Origin of the sequence: Burkholderia ubonensis (assembly GCF_902833085.1) — a bacterium.
GTDB classification, from domain to species: Bacteria; Pseudomonadota; Gammaproteobacteria; order Burkholderiales; family Burkholderiaceae; genus Burkholderia; species Burkholderia ubonensis.
Genome location: NZ_CADFEB010000007.1, coordinates 372,250 through 390,969, shown reverse-complemented (window position 1 = coordinate 390,969; position 18,720 = coordinate 372,250). Strand labels below are relative to the sequence as shown.

14 protein-coding genes are annotated in these 18,720 nt (G+C 67.9%); 6 read left to right on the top strand and 8 right to left on the bottom strand.

Going from position 1 to position 18,720, the window contains the following annotated elements:
* Positions 1-357: 357 nt before the first annotated feature.
* The 5 genes from HWX31_RS21630 to HWX31_RS21610 all read right to left on the bottom strand — a co-directional run bounded on the left by HWX31_RS21630 (position 358) and on the right by HWX31_RS21610 (position 7,340).
* Positions 358-1,500, bottom strand: coding sequence for a DUF2827 domain-containing protein (locus tag HWX31_RS21630; RefSeq protein WP_174963941.1), 1,143 nt, complete (start codon positions 1,498-1,500; stop codon positions 358-360).
* A gap of 159 nt (positions 1,501-1,659) precedes the next feature.
* A complete protein-coding gene (locus HWX31_RS21625; RefSeq protein ID WP_174963940.1) occupies positions 1,660-3,657 on the bottom strand; it encodes an acetyl-CoA carboxylase biotin carboxylase subunit in 1,998 nt (665 codons plus the stop codon).
* Between the two features lie 49 nt (positions 3,658-3,706).
* A complete protein-coding gene (locus HWX31_RS21620; RefSeq protein ID WP_174963939.1) occupies positions 3,707-4,492 on the bottom strand; it encodes an enoyl-CoA hydratase/isomerase family protein in 786 nt (261 codons plus the stop codon).
* 17 nt (positions 4,493-4,509) lie between these two features.
* Positions 4,510-6,117, bottom strand: a complete 1,608-nt coding sequence (locus tag HWX31_RS21615) for a carboxyl transferase domain-containing protein (RefSeq protein ID WP_174963938.1) — start codon at positions 6,115-6,117, stop codon at positions 4,510-4,512.
* A 41-nt stretch (positions 6,118-6,158) separates the two neighbouring features.
* Entirely contained in the window at positions 6,159-7,340 is a 1,182-nt protein-coding gene (locus tag HWX31_RS21610; protein ID WP_174963937.1) for an isovaleryl-CoA dehydrogenase, read from the bottom strand.
* 170 nt (positions 7,341-7,510) lie between these two features.
* On the opposite strand from HWX31_RS21610, the gene HWX31_RS21605 reads away from it, so the two are divergent.
* The 6 genes from HWX31_RS21605 to HWX31_RS21580 all read left to right on the top strand — a co-directional run bounded on the left by HWX31_RS21605 (position 7,511) and on the right by HWX31_RS21580 (position 14,403).
* Positions 7,511-8,260, top strand: coding sequence for a TetR/AcrR family transcriptional regulator (locus HWX31_RS21605; protein WP_415494254.1), 750 nt, complete (start codon positions 7,511-7,513; stop codon positions 8,258-8,260).
* Between the two features lie 183 nt (positions 8,261-8,443).
* The gene (locus HWX31_RS21600) at positions 8,444-10,609 is read left to right on the top strand and encodes a TonB-dependent siderophore receptor (RefSeq protein WP_174963935.1); all 2,166 of its coding nucleotides are present in this window, start codon (positions 8,444-8,446) and stop codon (positions 10,607-10,609) included.
* A gap of 183 nt (positions 10,610-10,792) precedes the next feature.
* The gene (gene tetH, locus HWX31_RS21595; protein ID WP_174963934.1) at positions 10,793-11,584 is read left to right on the top strand and encodes a thiosulfate dehydrogenase; all 792 of its coding nucleotides are present in this window, start codon (positions 10,793-10,795) and stop codon (positions 11,582-11,584) included.
* An 8-nt stretch (positions 11,585-11,592) separates the two neighbouring features.
* The gene (locus HWX31_RS21590; RefSeq protein ID WP_174963933.1) at positions 11,593-12,675 is read left to right on the top strand and encodes a molybdate ABC transporter substrate-binding protein; all 1,083 of its coding nucleotides are present in this window, start codon (positions 11,593-11,595) and stop codon (positions 12,673-12,675) included.
* A 61-nt stretch (positions 12,676-12,736) separates the two neighbouring features.
* Positions 12,737-13,447: a c-type cytochrome gene (locus HWX31_RS21585; protein WP_174963932.1), complete on the top strand. Its 711-nt coding sequence runs from the start codon at positions 12,737-12,739 to the stop codon at positions 13,445-13,447.
* A complete protein-coding gene (locus HWX31_RS21580; protein WP_174963931.1) occupies positions 13,444-14,403 on the top strand; it encodes a c-type cytochrome in 960 nt (319 codons plus the stop codon). Before HWX31_RS21585 ends, HWX31_RS21580 begins: the two co-directional genes overlap by 4 nt.
* A gap of 27 nt (positions 14,404-14,430) precedes the next feature.
* On the opposite strand, the gene HWX31_RS21575 is transcribed toward HWX31_RS21580, so the two are convergent.
* The 3 genes from HWX31_RS21575 to HWX31_RS21565 form a co-directional block, all read right to left on the bottom strand.
* Entirely contained in the window at positions 14,431-16,347 is a 1,917-nt protein-coding gene (locus HWX31_RS21575) for an SMP-30/gluconolactonase/LRE family protein (protein WP_174963930.1), read from the bottom strand.
* A gap of 414 nt (positions 16,348-16,761) precedes the next feature.
* Positions 16,762-17,193: a GFA family protein gene (locus tag HWX31_RS21570; RefSeq protein WP_174963929.1), complete on the bottom strand. Its 432-nt coding sequence runs from the start codon at positions 17,191-17,193 to the stop codon at positions 16,762-16,764.
* Between the two features lie 39 nt (positions 17,194-17,232).
* The gene (locus HWX31_RS21565; protein WP_174963928.1) at positions 17,233-18,426 is read right to left on the bottom strand and encodes a porin; all 1,194 of its coding nucleotides are present in this window, start codon (positions 18,424-18,426) and stop codon (positions 17,233-17,235) included.
* Between the last annotated feature and the right edge of the window lie 294 nt (positions 18,427-18,720).

Below are 18,720 nucleotides of genomic sequence, written 5' to 3'. Positions count from 1 at the left end.
TTCGAATACTGTTAACGATATTGAAATTACATAAATGAAAGCCGAGATATCTTATTATTCGGCTCTCCGGATCGCGCTTTATTCATATGAACATATGAATTGAAATCACGCACGCCGTGCGGCTCGACCAGGCCCGGAGAATCAACCATTCGTTCATTATGATTTTCAATGAAGGTTGATTTTCCGGATTATCAATTCATCACACACCGGCAATTAAAACTGACTGTCTTTAACAGTCTTACAAGATAGTTAACATTAAAATCAATTCCGACGGACCACCCCGGATCCGTCATCTTTGTGCCTTGCAAGCCGCCGAAGTCCCCACTTCGGCGGTTTTTTTTTGCTCCCGCGACGCTGCTACGCCGCCGTCGCGCCAATCAATTGTGCAAGCAGCGCGTCGTACTCGGCGACGAGCGCCGGGTTCGCGGACGTATAGCGCCGCAGGATCTCGCGCTGGCGCAACGCATACCCTTCCCAGTCGTCGTCGTGCGTGTGCAGCGCGCGCAGCAGCGCGTCAGCGCCCTGCTGCACGTCGTTGTCCGGGTAGTAGTAGCCGAGATCGGGCGCGAGGCTCGCGTTGTGCACGAGCGGATAGCCCTGCCAGCACACGTCGAAGTAGAAGTAGTTGAGCGGGTTTTCCCACTGGTGCGACACGACGACGTCGGTCAGCTCGGACAGGAACACCGGCGTATCGAAGCGGCCGACGAAACTCGCCTTGCCGGCGCGCACGACCTCCAGGTAGTTCATCAGCATCACGAACTCCTGGCTCTCGCGCGCGAGACGGTCCGCGTTCGTCACGTGCGTGAACGCGATCGCGTCCGGCTCGCGGCGATACGCCTCGTCGATGATCAGCAGCGGATACACGCAGAACTTCACGACGTTGTGGTTCGGCTCCATCACCGTGAGCCGCTTCGCGCTCGCGCCGCTCGGCCGGTATTCGCCGTGCCCGGGCAGCGTGCCGGCGCGCTCGGCCAGGAACATCGGATCCCAGACGAACGGCACGACGCGCCCCGGGCAGCGGCGCAGCGACTGCAGGAACGGCAGCGACGACGGCGCGATCTGCGGGATCGCCCACACCTCGTCGAAGCCGCGGTTGATGAAGAGCGAATCCCACAGCCGGCGGCCGAACAGCATCGACTCCATCGCGTTGATGTACTCGACGCCGCAGCAATAGCTGACGAGCTTCGCGCCACGCGCCTTCAGGTACGTGGTCTGCGCGGCGTCGATCTGCCCGCCGAGCTCGATCAGCACGTCGAGCGAGTCCTTCGCGTCCGCGAACGCGCGCGTGTCGTACACCGCGCGATCCCACGGCAGCGCATCGGTCAGCGGCACGTCGGTGGTGTTGACGAGCGTCACGCGGTAGCCGTGCGGCGACGCCATCAGCAGCTTCGCGAGAAACAGCGCGTTCTGCTTGATGCCGTTGATCCACAGGCTTTCGTCGGGGGCGCGCAGGCCGATCGTGATGCCGATGCGCAGGCCGTTCAGGACAGGAGACGTCATCGTCGGCGAGGATGGGAAGTTGGAGGGTCGCAGTGTCGCGCGCGGCCGCGCCCCATTCGGGCGCTGCGCGCTAACCGCCAGTCTAGCGGACTTCCGGCCGCCGGACTGTCAGGGATGGTCAGGGCCCGCGCCGACCGGCGACCGGCCCCGACGTGCTGCTCAAGCCTCGGCCATCACGAGCAATTGCGCGCCGTCGGCGACCTGGTCGCCGACGCCGTACAGCACTTCCGCGACGACGCCCGCGCTCGGTGCGCCGATCGTGTGCTCCATCTTCATCGCTTCCATCACGATCAGCGGCGTGCCCGGCTCGACCGCCTGCCCGGCCTCGACCAGCACCGCGATCACCTTGCCCGGCATCGGCGCGGTCAGGCGCCCGCCGCCGTGCTCGGTGTCGCCCGCGTGCGCGAGCAGGTTGCGCCATTCGAACGATTCGGACGCGCCCTGCGTGAACACGTGGAACGTGTCGCCGTCCGCATACACGCGGCCGCTGCTGCGCACGCCGTCGAGCGTCACGTCGAAGTCGAGCGGGCTCGCGCCGCGCGTCCACGCGAACGGCTGCGCCGGCGCGTCGCCGATCGCGAGCCGCTTGCCGGCCGCGTCGTCGTGGACGGTCACGGTGAGGTCCGACTCGCGATCGATCGCGCGCCATTCGAGCGTGCGGCGGTAGCCGGCATTCAGACGCCAGTTCGACAGCGCCGCCCACGGCGAGCCAAGGTCCGCGAGCGCATCGCGCTCACGCGCGCGCAGCGCCGCACAGGCGAGCGCGAGCGCCGCGCGCGGCGGCTGTTGCGGCGCGAACAGCGTGTCGTGGTTGCGCTCGATCAGCCCCGTATCGAGATCGGCCGTCGCGAACGGCCCGCACGCGACGATCCGCTGCAGGAACGCGGCATTCGTATGAAGGCCGACCACCTCGCATTCGCGCAGCGCGCGCATCATCCGGCCGAGCGCTTCCTCGCGGTCCGCGCCGTGCACGATCAGCTTCGCGATCATCGGGTCGTAGAACGGCGTGATCGCATCGCCCTCGCGCACGCCGCTGTCGACGCGCACCGGCGCGCCGGTCGCGAACTCGACGCCGTCGGGCAGGCGCAGGTGCTTCAGCGTGCCGGTCGACGGCAGGAAGCCGCGCGCGGGGTTCTCCGCGTACAGGCGCGCCTCGATCGCATGCCCGGTCACGTATAGTTGCGCCTGCTGCAGCGGCAGCGGTTCACCCGCCGCGACGCGCAGTTGCCACTCGACGAGATCGAGGCCCGTCACCATCTCGGTGACCGGATGCTCGACCTGCAGGCGCGTGTTCATCTCCATGAAGTAGAACGCGTCGCCCGTCATGATGAATTCGACGGTGCCCGCGCCGACATAGCCGACCGCGCGCGCGGCCGCGACCGCCGCCTCGCCCATCGCCTGCCGCACCTCATCGGGCAGGCCCGGCGCCGGCGCTTCCTCGAGCACCTTCTGGTGACGGCGCTGCACCGAGCAGTCGCGGTCGAACAGGTAGACCGTATTGCCGTGCGTGTCGCCGAACACCTGCACTTCGACGTGGCGCGGGCGCGTCAGGTACTTCTCGATCAGCACGCGGTCATTGCCGAAGCTGCTCGCCGCCTCGCGCTGGCACGACGCGAGCGCCGCCGGGAAATCGTCGGAGCGCTCGACGACGCGCATCCCCTTGCCGCCGCCGCCCGCGCTCGCCTTCAGCAGCACCGGATAGCCGATCGCATCGGCCTCGCGATGCAGCAGCGCCGCGTCCTGCTCGTCGCCGTGATAGCCGGGCACGAGCGGCACCGCGGCCGCATGCATCAGCGCCTTCGCGGCGGCCTTCGAGCCCATCGCGGCGATCGCGTCGACCGGCGGCCCGATGAACACGATGCCGGCCTTCTCGCACGCATGCGCGAAGTCCTCGTTCTCGGACAGGAACCCGTAGCCGGGATGGATCGCCTGCGCGCCGGTCGCGCGCGCGGCTTCGATGATGCGCTCGATGCGCAGGTAGCTGTCGGCGACCGCCGCGCCGCCGATATGCACGGCCTCGTCGCACGCGGCGACGTGCTTCGCGTGCGCGTCCGCGTCGGAATAGACGGCGACGCTCGCGATGCCGAGACGTCGGCACGTCGCGGCGACCCGGCAGGCGATTTCGCCGCGGTTGGCGATCAGAATCTTGTCGAACATGGCTTCGATGTCGTCCGGTAAGGGATGGGGTTCACGCTTCGCGCTGCGGTCACGCCCGCCATGACGGCGTGCGCTTCTCCAGGAACGCGGCGATGCCCTCGCGCGCTTCCGCGCCCGCGCGGGTCCGCGCGATCCATTCGGCGGTCTGCTCGATCAGCGCCGCGTCGAGCGGACGGCCCGCGACGTCGGCCACGAGCCGCTTGCACGCGCGCACCGCATCGGGCCCGTTCGCGACCAGCGTCGCCGCGAGCTTTTCGACCGTCTCGTCGAGCGCATCGGCCGGCACCGTTTCGTGCACGAAGCCGAGCGCCGCCGCGCGCGCGCCGTCGAACACTTCCGCCGTCGTGAAATAGCGCCGCGCCGCGCGCTCGCCCATCGCGCGCACCACATACGGCGCGATCGTCGCCGGGATCAGCCCGAGCCGCGCTTCGGACAGGCAGAACTTCACGCCGTCCGCCGCGATCGCGATGTCGGCGGCGGCAACGAGGCCGACGCCGCCCGCATACGCATCGCCATGCACGCGCGCGATCACCGGCTTGCCGCAGCGGTGGATCGCCTCGAGCATCCGCGCGAGCTTGCGCGCGTCGGCGCGGTTCTCGTCGTCCGAGTAGCCGGCCATCTTCTTCATCCAGTTCAGGTCCGCGCCCGCGCAGAACGCGGGGCCTTCCGCCGCGAGCACCACCGCGCGCACGCCGGCGTGCGCGTCGAGCCATTCGAACGCGGTCGTCAGCTCGGCGATCATCGTCTCGTTGAACGCGTTGCGCACGTCGGAGCGCGCGAGCGTGACGGTCGCGACGCGGTTTGCTTCGTTGACCTTGATGGTTTCGTATCGCATCGTCGGCTCCTTGCTCGTTACATCCGGAACACGCCGAAGCGCGTGTCGTCGATCGGCGCGTTCATCGACGCGGCGAGCCCGAGGCCGAGCACGTCGCGCGTCTGCGCGGGATCGATCACGCCGTCGTCCCACAGCCGCGCGCTCGCGTAGTACGGGTGCCCCTGGCGCTCGTACTGGTCGCGAATCGGCTGCTTGAACGCCTCTTCGTCATCGCTCGACCACGCGCCGCCCTTCGCCTCGATGCCGTCGCGGCGCACCGTCGCGAGCACCGACGCGGCCTGCTCGCCGCCCATCACCGAGATCCGCGCGTTCGGCCACATCCACAGGAAACGCGGGCCGAATGCACGCCCGCACATCCCGTAGTTGCCCGCGCCGAACGAGCCGCCGATGATCACCGTGAACTTCGGCACCTTCGCGTTCGACACGGCCGTCACCATCTTCGCGCCATGCCGTGCGATGCCCTCGTTCTCGTATTTGCGGCCGACCATGAAGCCCGTGATGTTCTGCAGGAACACGAGCGGAATCTTGCGCTGGCAGCACAGCTCGATGAAGTGCGCGCCCTTCACCGCCGATTCGGAAAACAGGATGCCGTTGTTCGCGACGATCCCGACCGGATGGCCCCAGATGTGTGCGAAGCCCGTGACGAGCGTCGTGCCGTAGCGCGCCTTGAACTCGTCGAATTCGGAATCGTCGACGATGCGCGCGATCACCTCGCGCACGTCGAACGGCTTGCGCGTGTCGACGGGGATCACGCCGTACAGGCTCTGCGCGTCGTAGCGCGGCGGCCTCGGCGCGCGCAGCGTCACCGGCGACGCGAGCTTCGGCGCGAGGTGGTCGACGATGTTGCGCGCGATCGACAGCGCATGCGCGTCGTTCTGCGCGAGATGGTCGGCCACGCCCGACAGGCGCGTGTGCACGTCGCCGCCGCCGAGATCCTCGGCGCTCACTTCCTCGCCGGTCGCCGCCTTCACGAGCGGCGGGCCGCCGAGGAAAATCGTCCCCTGGTTCTTCACGATGATCGACTCGTCGCTCATCGCCGGCACGTAGGCGCCGCCCGCGGTGCACGAGCCCATCACGACCGCGATCTGCGCGATGCCCGCCGCCGACATCGTCGCCTGGTTGTAGAAGATGCGGCCGAAGTGGTCGCGGTCGGGAAACACGTCGTCCTGGTTCGGCAGGTTCGCGCCGCCCGAATCGACGAGGTACACGCACGGCAGGCGGTTTTCCGCGGCGATCTCCTGCGCGCGCACGTGCTTCTTCACCGTGACCGGGTAATAGGTGCCGCCCTTGACCGTCGCGTCGTTGCAGACGATCACGCACTCGCGGCCCGCGATCCGGCCGATCCCGGTGATGATCCCCGCGCCCGGCGCGTCGTCGTTGTACATGCCGTTCGCCGCGAGCTGCGACAACTCGAGGAACGGCGTGCCCGGATCGAGCAGCTGCGCGATGCGGTCGCGCGGCAGCAGCTTGCCGCGCGACAGGTGCTTGTCGCGCGCGGCCGGGCCACCGCCCTGCGCGAGCTGTTCGATCTTCGCGCGCAGGTCGGCGACGACCGCCTCGAGCGCCGCGGTGTTCGCGCGGAATTCTTCCGAGCGCGGGTTCAGCTTGGATTCGATGATCGGCATCGACGGGGCTCCGTTCGCGTGGCGTGGGCGTGACGTGGGCGTTACAGCGTTTCCGCGAACAGCTCGCGGCCGATCAGCATCCGGCGGATCTCGCTCGTGCCGGCGCCGATTTCGTAGAGCTTCGCGTCGCGCCACAGGCGGCCGACCGGGTATTCGTTGATGTAGCCGTTGCCGCCGAGGATCTGGATCGCCTCGCCCGCCATCCACGTCGCCTTCTCGGCCGTGTAGAGGATCACGCCCGCGCAGTCCTTGCGCACCTGGCGAATGTGGTCGCTGCCGGCCGTGTCGAGATGGCGGCCGACCGCGTACAGGTACGCGCGGCATGCCTGGAACGTCGTGTACATGTCGGCGACCTTGCCTTGAATGAGCTGGAACTCGCCGATCGCCTGGCCGAACTGCTTGCGGTCGTGGATGTACGGCACGACCGCGTCGAGACACGCGGCCATGATGCCGGTCGGGCCCCCCGACAGCACCGCGCGCTCGTAGTCGAGGCCGCTCATCAGCACCTTCACGCCGCCGTTGAGCTGGCCGAGGATGTTCTCTTCCGGCACCTCGACGTCCTCGAACACGAGCTCGCCCGTGTGCGAGCCGCGCATCCCGAGCTTGTCGAGCTTCTGCGCGACCGAGAAGCCCTTCATCCCCTTCTCGACGATGAACGCGGTGATGCCGCGCGGGCCGGCTTCGATGTCGGTCTTCGCGTAGACGACGAGCGTGTCGCAGTCGGGGCCGTTGGTGATCCACATCTTCGTGCCGTTCAGCACGTAGCGGTCGCCACGCTTGTCCGCACGCAGCTTCATGCTGACGACGTCGGAGCCGGCGTTCGGCTCGCTCATCGCGAGCGCGCCGATGTGCTCGCCCGAGACGAGCTTCGGCAGGTATTTCTGTTTCTGCGCTTCGGTGCCGTTGCGGTGGATCTGGTTCACGCACAGGTTCGAGTGCGCGCCGTACGACAGGCCGATCGACGCGGACGCGCGCGAGATCTCCTCCATCGCGACCATGTGCGCGGTGTAGCCCATGTTCGCGCCGCCGTATTCTTCCGAGACGGTCATCCCGAGCACGCCCAGGTCGCCGAACTTCTTCCACAGATCCATCGGGAACTGGTCGGTGCGATCGACTTCCGCCGCGCGCGGCGCGATTTCCTTCGCCGCGAAGTTCGCGACGGCGTCGCGCAGCATCTCGATGTCTTCACCGAGCATGAATTGCACGCCGGGCAAGTTGATCATGTCTCCTCCGTCTCCAGAAAGTGCGTTGCGCGCACCGATTTCTGAGTTTTGCTCAAAACCGGTTGTTGCGCCGATTCGTTAGCCAATACTGCGGAAATTTTGCGTAGTTTCGCGCTTCGGACGGGACGTCGTCAATAGTTTTTTGAGTGATACTCAGATATCATGGCCGGATGACAGCCGTGCATCCGACCGACATCATGACCGACACCGTCAAGGCTGAACGCGCCGACGCGCCCCGCGCGCCCGCCGGCCGTAAATCGCAGCAGCGCGTGCAGGACATCCTGCGCGCCGGACGTGACGTGTTCGCCGAGAAGGGCTACGAGCACGCGACCGCCGCCGAGATCGCGCAGCGGGTGGGCGTGTCCGAGGCGACCGTGTTCAGCTATTTCCGCGGCAAGCGCGAGCTGTGCGCACGGGTGATCGCCGACTGGTATGACGAAATCATCGCGGCGTTCGAGCTGGGGATGCCGCAGGATGCGCCGGTGCAGCAGCAGTTCGCGTTCATCGTGCGCACCCACCTGCGGCTGATGCTGGTGAACGGCACCGGGCTGTGCGCGCTCGTGCTGTCGGAAGGGCGCGCGAAGCAGCATGCGCTGAGCGACGAGCTCACCGCGCTGCAGCGGCGCTACACGGCGCCGCTGATGGACGTGCTCGCGCGCGGGCAGGCGGCCGGCCAGGTGCGCACCGACATGCCGCTGAGCCTGCTGCGCTCGATGGTGTTCGGGCCGATGGAGCACGTGCTGTGGGACGCGATTCTCGGGCACCGGAAGCTCGATACGGAAACGACGGCCGCGCAGTTGATCGACATGCTGTGGGCGGCCGTACAACCGCCGGCGCCCGATCAGGCGGCGCTCGTGCGGTTCAGGAACGAGGTAACGGAGGCGGTGCGGAGGCTGGAGGGGAACGGCAAGCGCGCGTGAGCGCGCCCCGTCGCCGGCGCATCCCATCGTGCCGCGAACGGGTCGCACTAACCGACACACTAGCTTCGATCGTGTAATCTTTTATTGCAAATGATTCTCATTAGCAATATGATGCCGCCTCCGGTCGCCCCAAGCACCGGCACTCCTGTATCCGATCCTTAGTACTCCACTCGTCACCGATCCATGCATGTCCGCCGACCGTCCCGGCGCACCGGCGCCTTCCGTCCGTTGCGCACGAGCCTGCCCGCCCTGATCACGTTGTGCGTCGCGAGCGGCGCGCATGCCGCCGCCGGCGAATCCGCCGCGCCGGCCACTTCGACTTCCCCGGCCGCCCCCGCTCTGCCGACGATCAGCGTCAACGCGTCGGCCGTCGCCGACCCGACCATCGGCTACCAGCCGCGCACCACGTCGGTCGCGGGCGCGCAGGACACGCCGCTCGAGAAGATCCCGCAATCCGTCGCCGTCGTCAGCGGCAGCGTGATGCAGGACCAGCAGGCCCGCTCGCTCGACGACGTGCTCGGCAACATCAGCGGCGTCACGCAGACCAACACGCTCGGCGGCACGCGCGACGCGTTCATCAAGCGCGGCTTCGGCTCGAACAACGACGGCTCCGTGCTCGTCGACGGCATGCGCACGCCGGTGCTGCACAGCTATCTCGCGACGATCGACCGCGTCGAAGTGCTGAAGGGCCCCGCGTCGCTGCTCTACGGCATGCAGGACCCGGGCGGCGTGATCAACCTCGTCACGCGCAAGCCGGAAGACACGTTCGGCGGCTCGATCTCCGCGACGCGCACGAGCCACGGCGGCGCGGGCGCGACGTTCGATCTCACCGGCCCGCTCGGCAAGCCTGGCCAGGTCGCGGGCGGCACGCTCGCGTTCCGCCTCACCGGCGAATACGACACGAGCCGCTACTGGCGCACCTTCGGCCGCACCCGCGACGCGCTGATCGCGCCCGCGCTGTCGTGGCGCGACGCGAATACGTCGATCGACGTCAGCTACCAGTACGTCGACTACACGACGCCGTTCGATCGCGGCACGGCGCTCGTCAACGGCCGCCTCGACGATGCGCTGCGCGATCGCCGCTACGAGGAAGCGTGGTCGCAGAGCAGCGGCATCCAGGAGACGTTCCGCGCACGCATCGAGCATCGCCTGTCCGACGCGTGGCGGCTGCGCGCGACCTACGGCTGGGGCCGCGACCGCTACGCGCAATTCATCACGCGCGCCACCGGCCTGAACGGCGCGACGGGCGCGATGATGCGCTCGTCCGACGCGAACCTCGGGCGCAACGATTCGGACCAGATCGCGACGCTCGGCCTGCTCGGCAACGTGACGCTCGCGGGAATGAAGCACGCGCTCTACGTCGGCGGCGAATACGAGCGGCAGCGCAGCTTCCGCGGCGACACGATCCGCGGCAAGGCGACGCCGGGCTTCAACCTGTTCGATCCCGTCTACGGCCTGCTCGCGCCCGGCGGCACGCCGAGCAAGACGCAAAGCGACAACCTGTCGAAGGTGCATGCGTATTCGATCGTGCTGCAGGACTCGGTGAACCTGACCGACCGGCTCACCGCGGTGGCCGGGCTGCGCTGGGAGGACTGGCAGCAGGAATCCGGGATGGGGCGGCCGTTCGTGTTCGCGGACCGCTCGCACGGAAACGTGTGGCTGCCGCAGTTCGGGCTCGCCTATGCGCTCACGCCGGCGCTGACCGCGTACGCGAACGTGAGCCGCTCGTTCAAGCCGAACGTATCGTCGAACGCCGCCGCGCCGCTCGCGCCGGAATTCGGCCGCGTGGTCGAAGCCGGGCTCAAGTTCAGCCTGAAGCCCGCGATCACCGGCACGCTCGCGGTCTACCAGATCGACAAGCGCAACGTCGCGGTAACCGTCGACAACGTGACGTCTACGATCGGCACCGCACGCTCGCGCGGGATCGAACTCGACGTCGCGGGGCAGCTCACGCGCCACTGGAGCGTGATCGGCAGCTATGCGTATACGAACGCGAACGACCGCGACGCCAACCAGCCGCTGATCAACGTCGCGCATCACACCGGCAGCCTGTTCGCGGTGTACGACACGGCCATCGCGAACCTGCCGGGCCGCTGGCGCTTCGGCGGCGGCGCACGCTTCGTCGGCGCGCGGCCCGGGGATACGGCAAACCGCTTCACGCTGCCCGGCTACGTGACCGTCGACGCGTTCGCGGCCTACGAGACGACGATCGGCAAGTTCCCGACGCGCATCCAGCTCAACGTGAAGAACCTGCTCGACAAGACCTACTACCCGTCGAGCAACAGCAACCTGATCATCGCGGTCGGCGAGCCGCGTCTCGTCACGCTGACGACGACCGTGTCGTTCTGACGACGCGCAAACGGCGGGCGCGCGCCGCGCGCCCTTCGCCCGATCAATCATCGGACCCTCGAATATCTCCCATCCGATATCGCGATTTCCGGTATCGATCGCGCCCCTCTAGACTGGCTACGCAGTCGCGACGCTTCGTCGCCGCGACATGCATCCACGAAGAACGATATCGGGAGAGATGCCATGTCCGAGCGGCATGCGCGCCGCAGCGCGCTGAAGACCTTCGGCCTCGCGGCCGGCACGGCCGTCCTGGCGGCGGCGAACCGAACGCAGGCGGCGCAGTCCGACACCGGATCGCTGCTGCCCGGCGGCGGCGCCCGCCTCGCCGACCTCACGCGGCGGCTCGCCGCCATACCGAGACGGCGCGACTTCAAGACGGTGCCGATGATCCTCGAGCACCCCGACCAATGGGACCACGCGGCGTTGTCCGAAGTGATCGGCTATCGCGGCGGCCCGAAGCAGGTCTGGGACAACACCGAGCTCGGCGGCCCGTGGCTGAACCTGATGCGCAATGCGCTGAACGCGCAGGTCTGGTCGTTCCGCCACCCGGATTTCCTGGTCGTGTCGGCAACGCACGGCAGCGCGCAGCTCGCGCTGTACGATCAGGCCGCGTGGGACAAATACGGGCTCGCGAAGCTGGCCGGCAACGCGTTCCCGGCCAACACGCTGCTCGACGCGAAGCCCGCGCAGTCCCAAGCCCCACAGGATCACGAAAACGCCGGCGGCGCGTTTTCCGCGCACGACAACAGCGTCGCGGCGCTGCTGCAGCGGGGCGTCGTGTTCCTGGCGTGCCACAACGCGATCTGGGAACTCGCGGAACGGCTCGACGGCGTGAACGCGAACCCGGACAAGCTGCCGCTCGACGCGCTCGCCGCCGACCTGACCAACCACGTGATCCCGAGCGCGATCATCACGCCCGGCGCGGTCGGCACGCTGCCCGAGCTGCAGCGGGTCGGCTTCTCGTACGCAAAGTGAGGATCGACATGGCTTCTTCCCATACGCCTGCACGGCCGCGCCGGACCCGCCGCATCCTGCATGCGATGCTGGCGGGCTGGCTGTGCGCCGCCGCCCCCGTCGCACTCCCCGCACCGGCCGACATCTTCCCGCCATGGCAGCACGGCCGAAACAACGACGCGTTGCATCGCGGCCTCGAATTCACGGTGCCGCAAGTCGACGTGCTCGCCGATTTCCACGGCGACCTGAGCGCGCCGAAGCTCGTGCTGTTCGTCGGCGGCAACTATTTCTTCGCGATGGCGCCGCTCGTCGCGAAGTTCGAGGAGGATCACCCCGACTATCGCGGCAAGATCTTCTGGGAAACGATTCCGCCCGGCCTGCTCGTCACGCAGATCAAGGCCGGCGGCACGATCACCGTCGGCAACATGACGTGGACGGTCAAGCCCGACGCGTATTTCGCGGGCCTCGCGCAGGTCGACGCGCTGATCGCCGACGGCACGCTGACGGGCCCAGCCGTGCCGTACGTGACGAACCAGCTGACGATCATGGTGCGCGCGGGCAACCCGGAGCGCATCGCGTCGCTGAACGATCTCGCAAGGCCGGCGCTGCGGCTCGCGATGCCGAACCCCGCGTTCGAAGGCGTCGCGCGGCAGATCAAGGCGTCGCTCGTGAAAGCGGGCGGCGACGCGCTCGCGCGCGCCGTCTACGAGGACAAGGTGCAGGCGGGCACGGCCGAGCTGACCCGCGTCCACCATCGCGAGACCGCGCTGTTCCTGATGCAGGGGCGCGCCGATGCGGGCGTGCTGTGGAAATCCGAAGCGATCTTCCACGAACAGGCCGGGCATCCGCTGGCACACGTGGACATCCCCGCCGGCCAGAACACCACCGAGATCTATGCGGCCGCGCTGGTCAACGGCGCGCCGCATCCGGAAGCGGCCCGCGAATGGCTCGCGTTCATCCGGTCGCCCGACGCGTTCCGGATCTTCCAGCGGTACGGCTTCGGCCGGTACGATGCGGCATCGGCCACGCGCACCGGCCCGGCTTCGAGCACGGATACGGCTACGGACACCGGCACGCGAACACGGCCGCACGATCAAGCCGACCCGGGCTGAGCGCCCGCCGCACGACAACGCACAACAAGCAACACAACGCGAACCCCGCAATGGAGGAGACTTGAACGATTCGATCGTGAAGCCGCGCCGCCGCTTCGCCGCCGTGTGGCTGACCGCGGCGGGCCTGCTGTCGGCCACGCCCGGCGCCCACGCCGACGACGCGGCGCTCGGCAAGACCATCGCGGCCCAGGGCACGGCAACCGGTGCCGCCGCGTGCATCAGTTGCCACGGCGCGAACGGCGAGGGCAACGCGGCGGCCGCGTTCCCGCGCCTGGCAGGCGTGCCGGCCGCGTATCTGTCCGCGCAACTGGCGGCGTTCGCGGACGGCAGCCGCCCGAACCCCATCATGCAGCCGATCGCGAAAGCGCTGTCCGCCCATGAGCGCGACGCGGTGTCGGCGTACTTCGCGTCGCTGCCCGCGCCGCCCGGCATCGCGGCCAAGGACGACGCGCCCGCCGCGCCGTCGGACACCGGCGCATGGCTCGCGACGCGCGGACGCTGGACGCAGGGGCTGCCCGCCTGCGCGCAATGCCACGGGCCCGGCGGCATCGGCGTGGGCAGCGCGTTTCCGCCGCTGGCCGGCCAGCCGGCCGCCTATCTCGCGAACCAGCTGCACGGCTGGAAACACGGCGCGCGCCCGCCCGGGCCGATGGCGCTGATGCCGCTCGTCGCGAGCAAGCTGTCCGACGCCGACATCGACGCGGTGACCGCCTACTACACCCGCGCCGCCGCGCCGTCGGCCGGTTCGGCATCACAAGGAGGCCAGCCATGACCGATCGATTCCGCCCGGCTCACCATCCTTATCGTCGCGCGCTGGCCGCGCTGCTGGGCGCGGCCGCCTGCGGCGCGGCGTTCGCGGCGGCCGATCCGTCGGCCGCACCCGCGCCCGCCGCAAACACCGCGGCCGCAACCGCAACGCCAGCGCCCGCCCAGCCGTTTACCCCGCCCGCCGAATCGGCGCTGCCCGACGACGAATTCGGCAAGACCGTGAAGCTCGGCGAACGGATCTTCATGCACACGCCCGAGTTCGCGGGCAAATACGTCGGCAACCCGCTGACCTGCGCGAGCTGCCATCTCGACGCCGGCCGCCGCGCGGATTCGAGCCCGATGTGGGGCGCGTATCCGCTGTATCCGGCCTACCGCATCAAGAACGGCCACGTGAACACGTTCGCCGAACGCCTGCAGGGGTGCTTTCGCTACAGCATGAACGGCAAGGCGCCGCCGAACGGCGACCCGATCCTGGTCGCGCTCGAAACCTACGCGTACTGGCTCGCGCAGGGCGCGCCGATCGGCGGGAAGCTGCCCGGCCAGGGCTTTCCGAAACTGCCGCCGCCCGCGCAGAAACCCGACTATGCGCGCGGCGCCGCCGTCTACGCGCAGCATTGCGCGCTGTGCCACGGCGCGGACGGACAGGGGCAGTCGAGCGGCGGCAAGACGGTGTTCCCGCCGCTGTGGGGCGCGCGCTCGTTCAACTGGGGCGCGGGCATGGGCGACATCCGGAATGCGGCCGGCTTCATCAAGGCCAACATGCCGCTCGGGCTCGGCGGCACGCTGACCGACCAGCAGGCGTGGGACGTCGCGACCTTCATGGACAGCCACGAACGGCCGCAGGACCCGCGCTTCACGGGGTCGGTCGAGGCCACGCGTGCGCGCTTTCACGACAACCCCGACTCGATGTACGGCCGGACCGTGAACGGCCGCGTGCTCGGCGCACCCGGCCCGCGCTGACGCGGCCGCATGGCCGCGCGGACGTGATCACGGACGCCAGCGATACACGACGATGCTGGAGCCGTTGTAGTTGTCCTTCGTGATCACGTACTCGCCGGTCGAGCGGAGATACGCGCGAATCCCGTACATCGAGTCGACGTCGTTGCCGACGTCCATCGCCGCCGGGTTCGAATTCGTCAGCGTGGTGACGAGGCTGCCGGTATCGAGATCGAACACGTCGATGTTCGGCACCGTGTGCACGTAGCCGACGAACAGGTAATGGCCGGCCGCCGCGATCGATTTCGGGTTGGGGCTCGTGAGCGTGATCACCGGGTTCGGCGCGCTCGTATTGCCGGCCTTCCAGCCGTGATAGACCTCGATGTAGCCGTTCATCGCCGTCCAGTCCCAGTTCCCCGCGAGCCCCTGCGCGAGGATCATCGTGTCGCTGTCCGACTGGTAGACGATGCGCGTGACCGGCGCGACGGTGGCCGGCACCGGAATCGTCGTCGGCTTGCCCCATGACGGCTTGCCGGTCGCGTCGAAGCCCGTCATCAGATAGTGGGTGATCGCGTTCGTGCCGTTGAGGCCGGCCCACACGTCGCCGTTGCCGTCGATCGCGAAGCCCGCGGTGACCTGCAGCGTCGTGTTGAACGGCTTGCCCGGCAGCGAGCCGGCCGGAATCGCGATGTAGCCGCTCGCCGCGTTGAAGTAGTAGAAGTTGAAGTTGCCGGGGTTCTGGCCGGACGCGACGAGAATCCGGTTGCCGCCGACCGTCACGAGCTGGCCGAAATGCTGGCCGCGCTGATAGTCCTTCATGTCGAGGCGCGGATCGCGCGGATAGGTGAACGGATCGATCGTGTTCGCGACGAACGTGCCGCCGGCGGTGCCCGTATAGATGTTGGCGCCGCTGTAGAAGAACGCGCCGTCCGTTGCCGGGTCCGGCGCGGCGATCGCCTCGAAGTTCAGCGCCTGCAGCTTCCATTGCAGCGCGCCCGCCGGGCTGTACGAATGCAGGTCGGTGCTGCCGTTGCGCCCGAGATCCCAGCCGCCGCCCCACGCGTTGTTCAGCACGTACAGGTTGCCGGCCGCATCCTTGCCGATGCCCGCGACCCGCGTGAAGCGCTTGTCGCCCACCTGCCCCTTGATGCCCGACGTGGTGTCGAGATAGCCGCCCTGCACGCCGAACGTGCCGACCTGCGCGGGGATGCCGACCAGGCCGTAGCTCTTGATGTTCATGTCGGGGCCTTCGTCGCCGACCATCAGCAGCCCCGTCGACGCGTCGAAATACAGCGCCGACGGCCGCGATGCGGCGCCCATCTGGATCGTGTTCATCAGCGTGCCCGCCGGGCTGTACTGCACGACCACGCCCGCGCTCTTGCGCGCGACCCACAGGTTGCCCGCGGCGTCGAGCGCGAGCGCGCCGGGGCCTGTCACGTTGATGTCGCGCTGCCAGACTCCATCGGTCGTATAGACGCGCACGCGATTGCCGTAGAAATCGCTCACGTACAGCAGCGTGCCGGCCGTCGCGAGCCCGGTGATCACGTCCGCGTACTGCACGCCCGTCCACACGCTGACCGGAATGCGCAGGTCGCGGGTGTTCGTCGACCGGTTGTAGCGCCCCACCGACCCGCTGCCGAACGTCCGGTTGTAGCCGAGCGCGACGAACAGCGACGACGCGTTGCCGGTGATGGCCCCTCCCTGGAACTCGTCGTGCAGCCCGATCGTGCCGATGCCCTGGCCGTTCTGGTACATCGCGACGCCGCCCGCGTTTTCGTCCCAGCGCGACGACGTGTAGATCACGCCTTCCGGCGCGACCCACATCGACCGCGCGCCGTTGCCGACGTGCGCGGCGATCGTGCCGAACGTGTTCGCGATCCAGTCGGTCGAGTATTGCGCGTGAACGGCCGATGCGATCGCCGCGAGCAATGCGCCGAGCAATGCCGCGCGAATTTGTTTCATGGACATGAATAATGCTCCCGTGACGATCGTCCCTCGACAATGTAAATCGCAGGACATGAAACATTGGTGATTGGCCGCGCATCACGTGCCGGTGGCGCAATGAATTGTTCATCACGCGCATCCGGCTACGCCAGTTTTTTTCGTCCGGCCGCGGGCATTCGCATTTCAATGCCGATTTTTCGGCACTTTCTCCCGGATCGCTCGAAAGCAGCGCGTCATTTTTTCGCACTGCCACGCGTTTTTCCGATTTCGACGAAGCCTGACTCAATCATTGCGAATCGAAATTCGAATGAAAGCAAAAATTAATGTTCGAATAATTATGTTTCTTGCGGAATTGCATTCTGCCGCGGCCGATGACCGGCTGCGAAGGGGGCGGGAATCGCGTGCGAGCGCCGCGACGACATCCCGCCCCGGGGACGATCAGCTCGCGGCTTCCAGCGTCGGGCCGTCCCAGCCGTCGAGATACTTGGGCAGCGGATCGACGACGTCGATCACCCGCTGCCGATAGAACAGGTGCATCGTCGGCTGCAGTTCGCCGGGCAGTTGGCCATCGTGCGCGCGAGCGTTCAGGCTGTTGGGCACGACGCGCATCCCGAGCCGGTTCGTGCCGAACACGATTTCGCCGCACGACGCGCAGAACGTGCGCGACATCGCTTTCGTCGGATGCGCGAACGTCGCATTCGCACCGGTGACGGCGAGTTGCTCGCTGCCCCACGCGGTGGCCGACAGCATGGACGTGCCGTAGAAGTCGCGGCACGTCCCGCAATGGCAATTCGCCCTTGCCGCGGGTTCGCCCTGCAGCGTGACGGTCACCGCGCCGCACAGGCAGCGCACGGAACGCTCTCGAGTCATTTCGCCTCCTTGTGAAGAGGCCCGAGTATAGGCCGTCCGTCAGAACCGCTGACGCATGCCGATGCTGACGATCGCCTGCGAACGCGCATCGGACGAGTGGCTGTTCGCCTTGTCGGACACCGACGCGGTCGCCGCCACCGGCCGCCCTTGCGCATCGAGCGTCGTGCCGGACGCGTGCTGGTATGCGCCGAGCAGGTACACGCTGGTCCGCTTCGACAGGTCGTAGACCGCGCCGAGCGTCACGTTGTGATACTGCGCGCGGCCGTCGGCGCCCTCGATCTCGCTGCCGCGCGTGTAGCTGTAGCCGGCGAACAGCTGCGTCTGCGGCCGCACCTTCCAGCGCGCGAAGACGCCCGCGACGTTGAAGGTCGCGTGCCCGGAGAACAGCGAGCGATCGCCGCCGCGATACTGCACGTTGCTGTAGTTCACGCCGACAAGCGCCGGGCCGAAATCGTAGGTCGCGCCGGTCGCGATGACCTGCTGCGACTGCGCGCTCGCGTAGCCTTCGTTGATCGACGAATTGAACAGGCCGTCGTCGGTGCTCTGCCACTTGCCGGCCGTCTTGTCGTTCGCGCCGGTCTTGCTGTTGTCGGCGCGCTCGTAGCCGACGCCGACGCGCAGCGGGCCCGCCGCATACGCGGCGCCGACGCTCCACGTATTGCGCTGCTTCATGCTGCCCGGCTGGCCGCCGAAGCCGTACAGCGCGCCGAACGTGAAGCCCGCGTAGTTCGCGCTCGTGTACTTGATCGAGCTGTCGACGCGCGCGGTCTGGTCGAGATCGTCGATGTCGCCCGGATGCGCGCCGAACCCGCCGATGTAGGCCGACGGCCCGACCGGGCTCACGAAGTCGTCGAGCGACGTGTACTGGCGGCCGAGCGACACCGTGCCGTAGCGGTCGCTGCCGACGCCGACGAACGCCTGGCGGCCGAACTGGCGGCCGCCCTGCCCGGACGTGCCGTTGGTGATGTCGAAGCCGTTTTCGAGGACGAACAGCGCGCGCAGGCCGCCGCCGAGATCCTCCATTCCCTTGATGCCCCAGCGGCTGCCGGACAGGTTGCCGGTCGTGAGCCCGACGTTCGAGTGGCCCGTGTAATTGCCCGCGGCGCCGACCCGTTCGTCGCTGCGATAGGTGACGCCCGCATCGACGATGCCGTACAGCGTGACGGCGCTCTGCGCGGTGGCGATGCCCGCGAGCGGAAGCAGCAGCGACGCTGCGACGAGTTGCTTGTGCATGGTTATGGCTTGTCTCCGGGCGTGAAACCCGTTGTTCTAGGTGCGAGTTGACAGGGTGCGCGACGATGCTTGGTCGCCGGCTTCTACGAACGTGACGCGCGTCAGGCATGCCGGAGCGCGCCCGAAACGGCTCGCCATGGTAGATGGAACCGATTCCATTTGAAAGCGGAAGAATGAAAAGAGTTTCTTGTGGAAAACGAGATAGTCGGCGGCGACGCGCGGGCGCGACCGATTTCACATTGAATTCGATTGAATAGGCGCGATCGTTTTACGGTTGGCGGACAAATCATCATC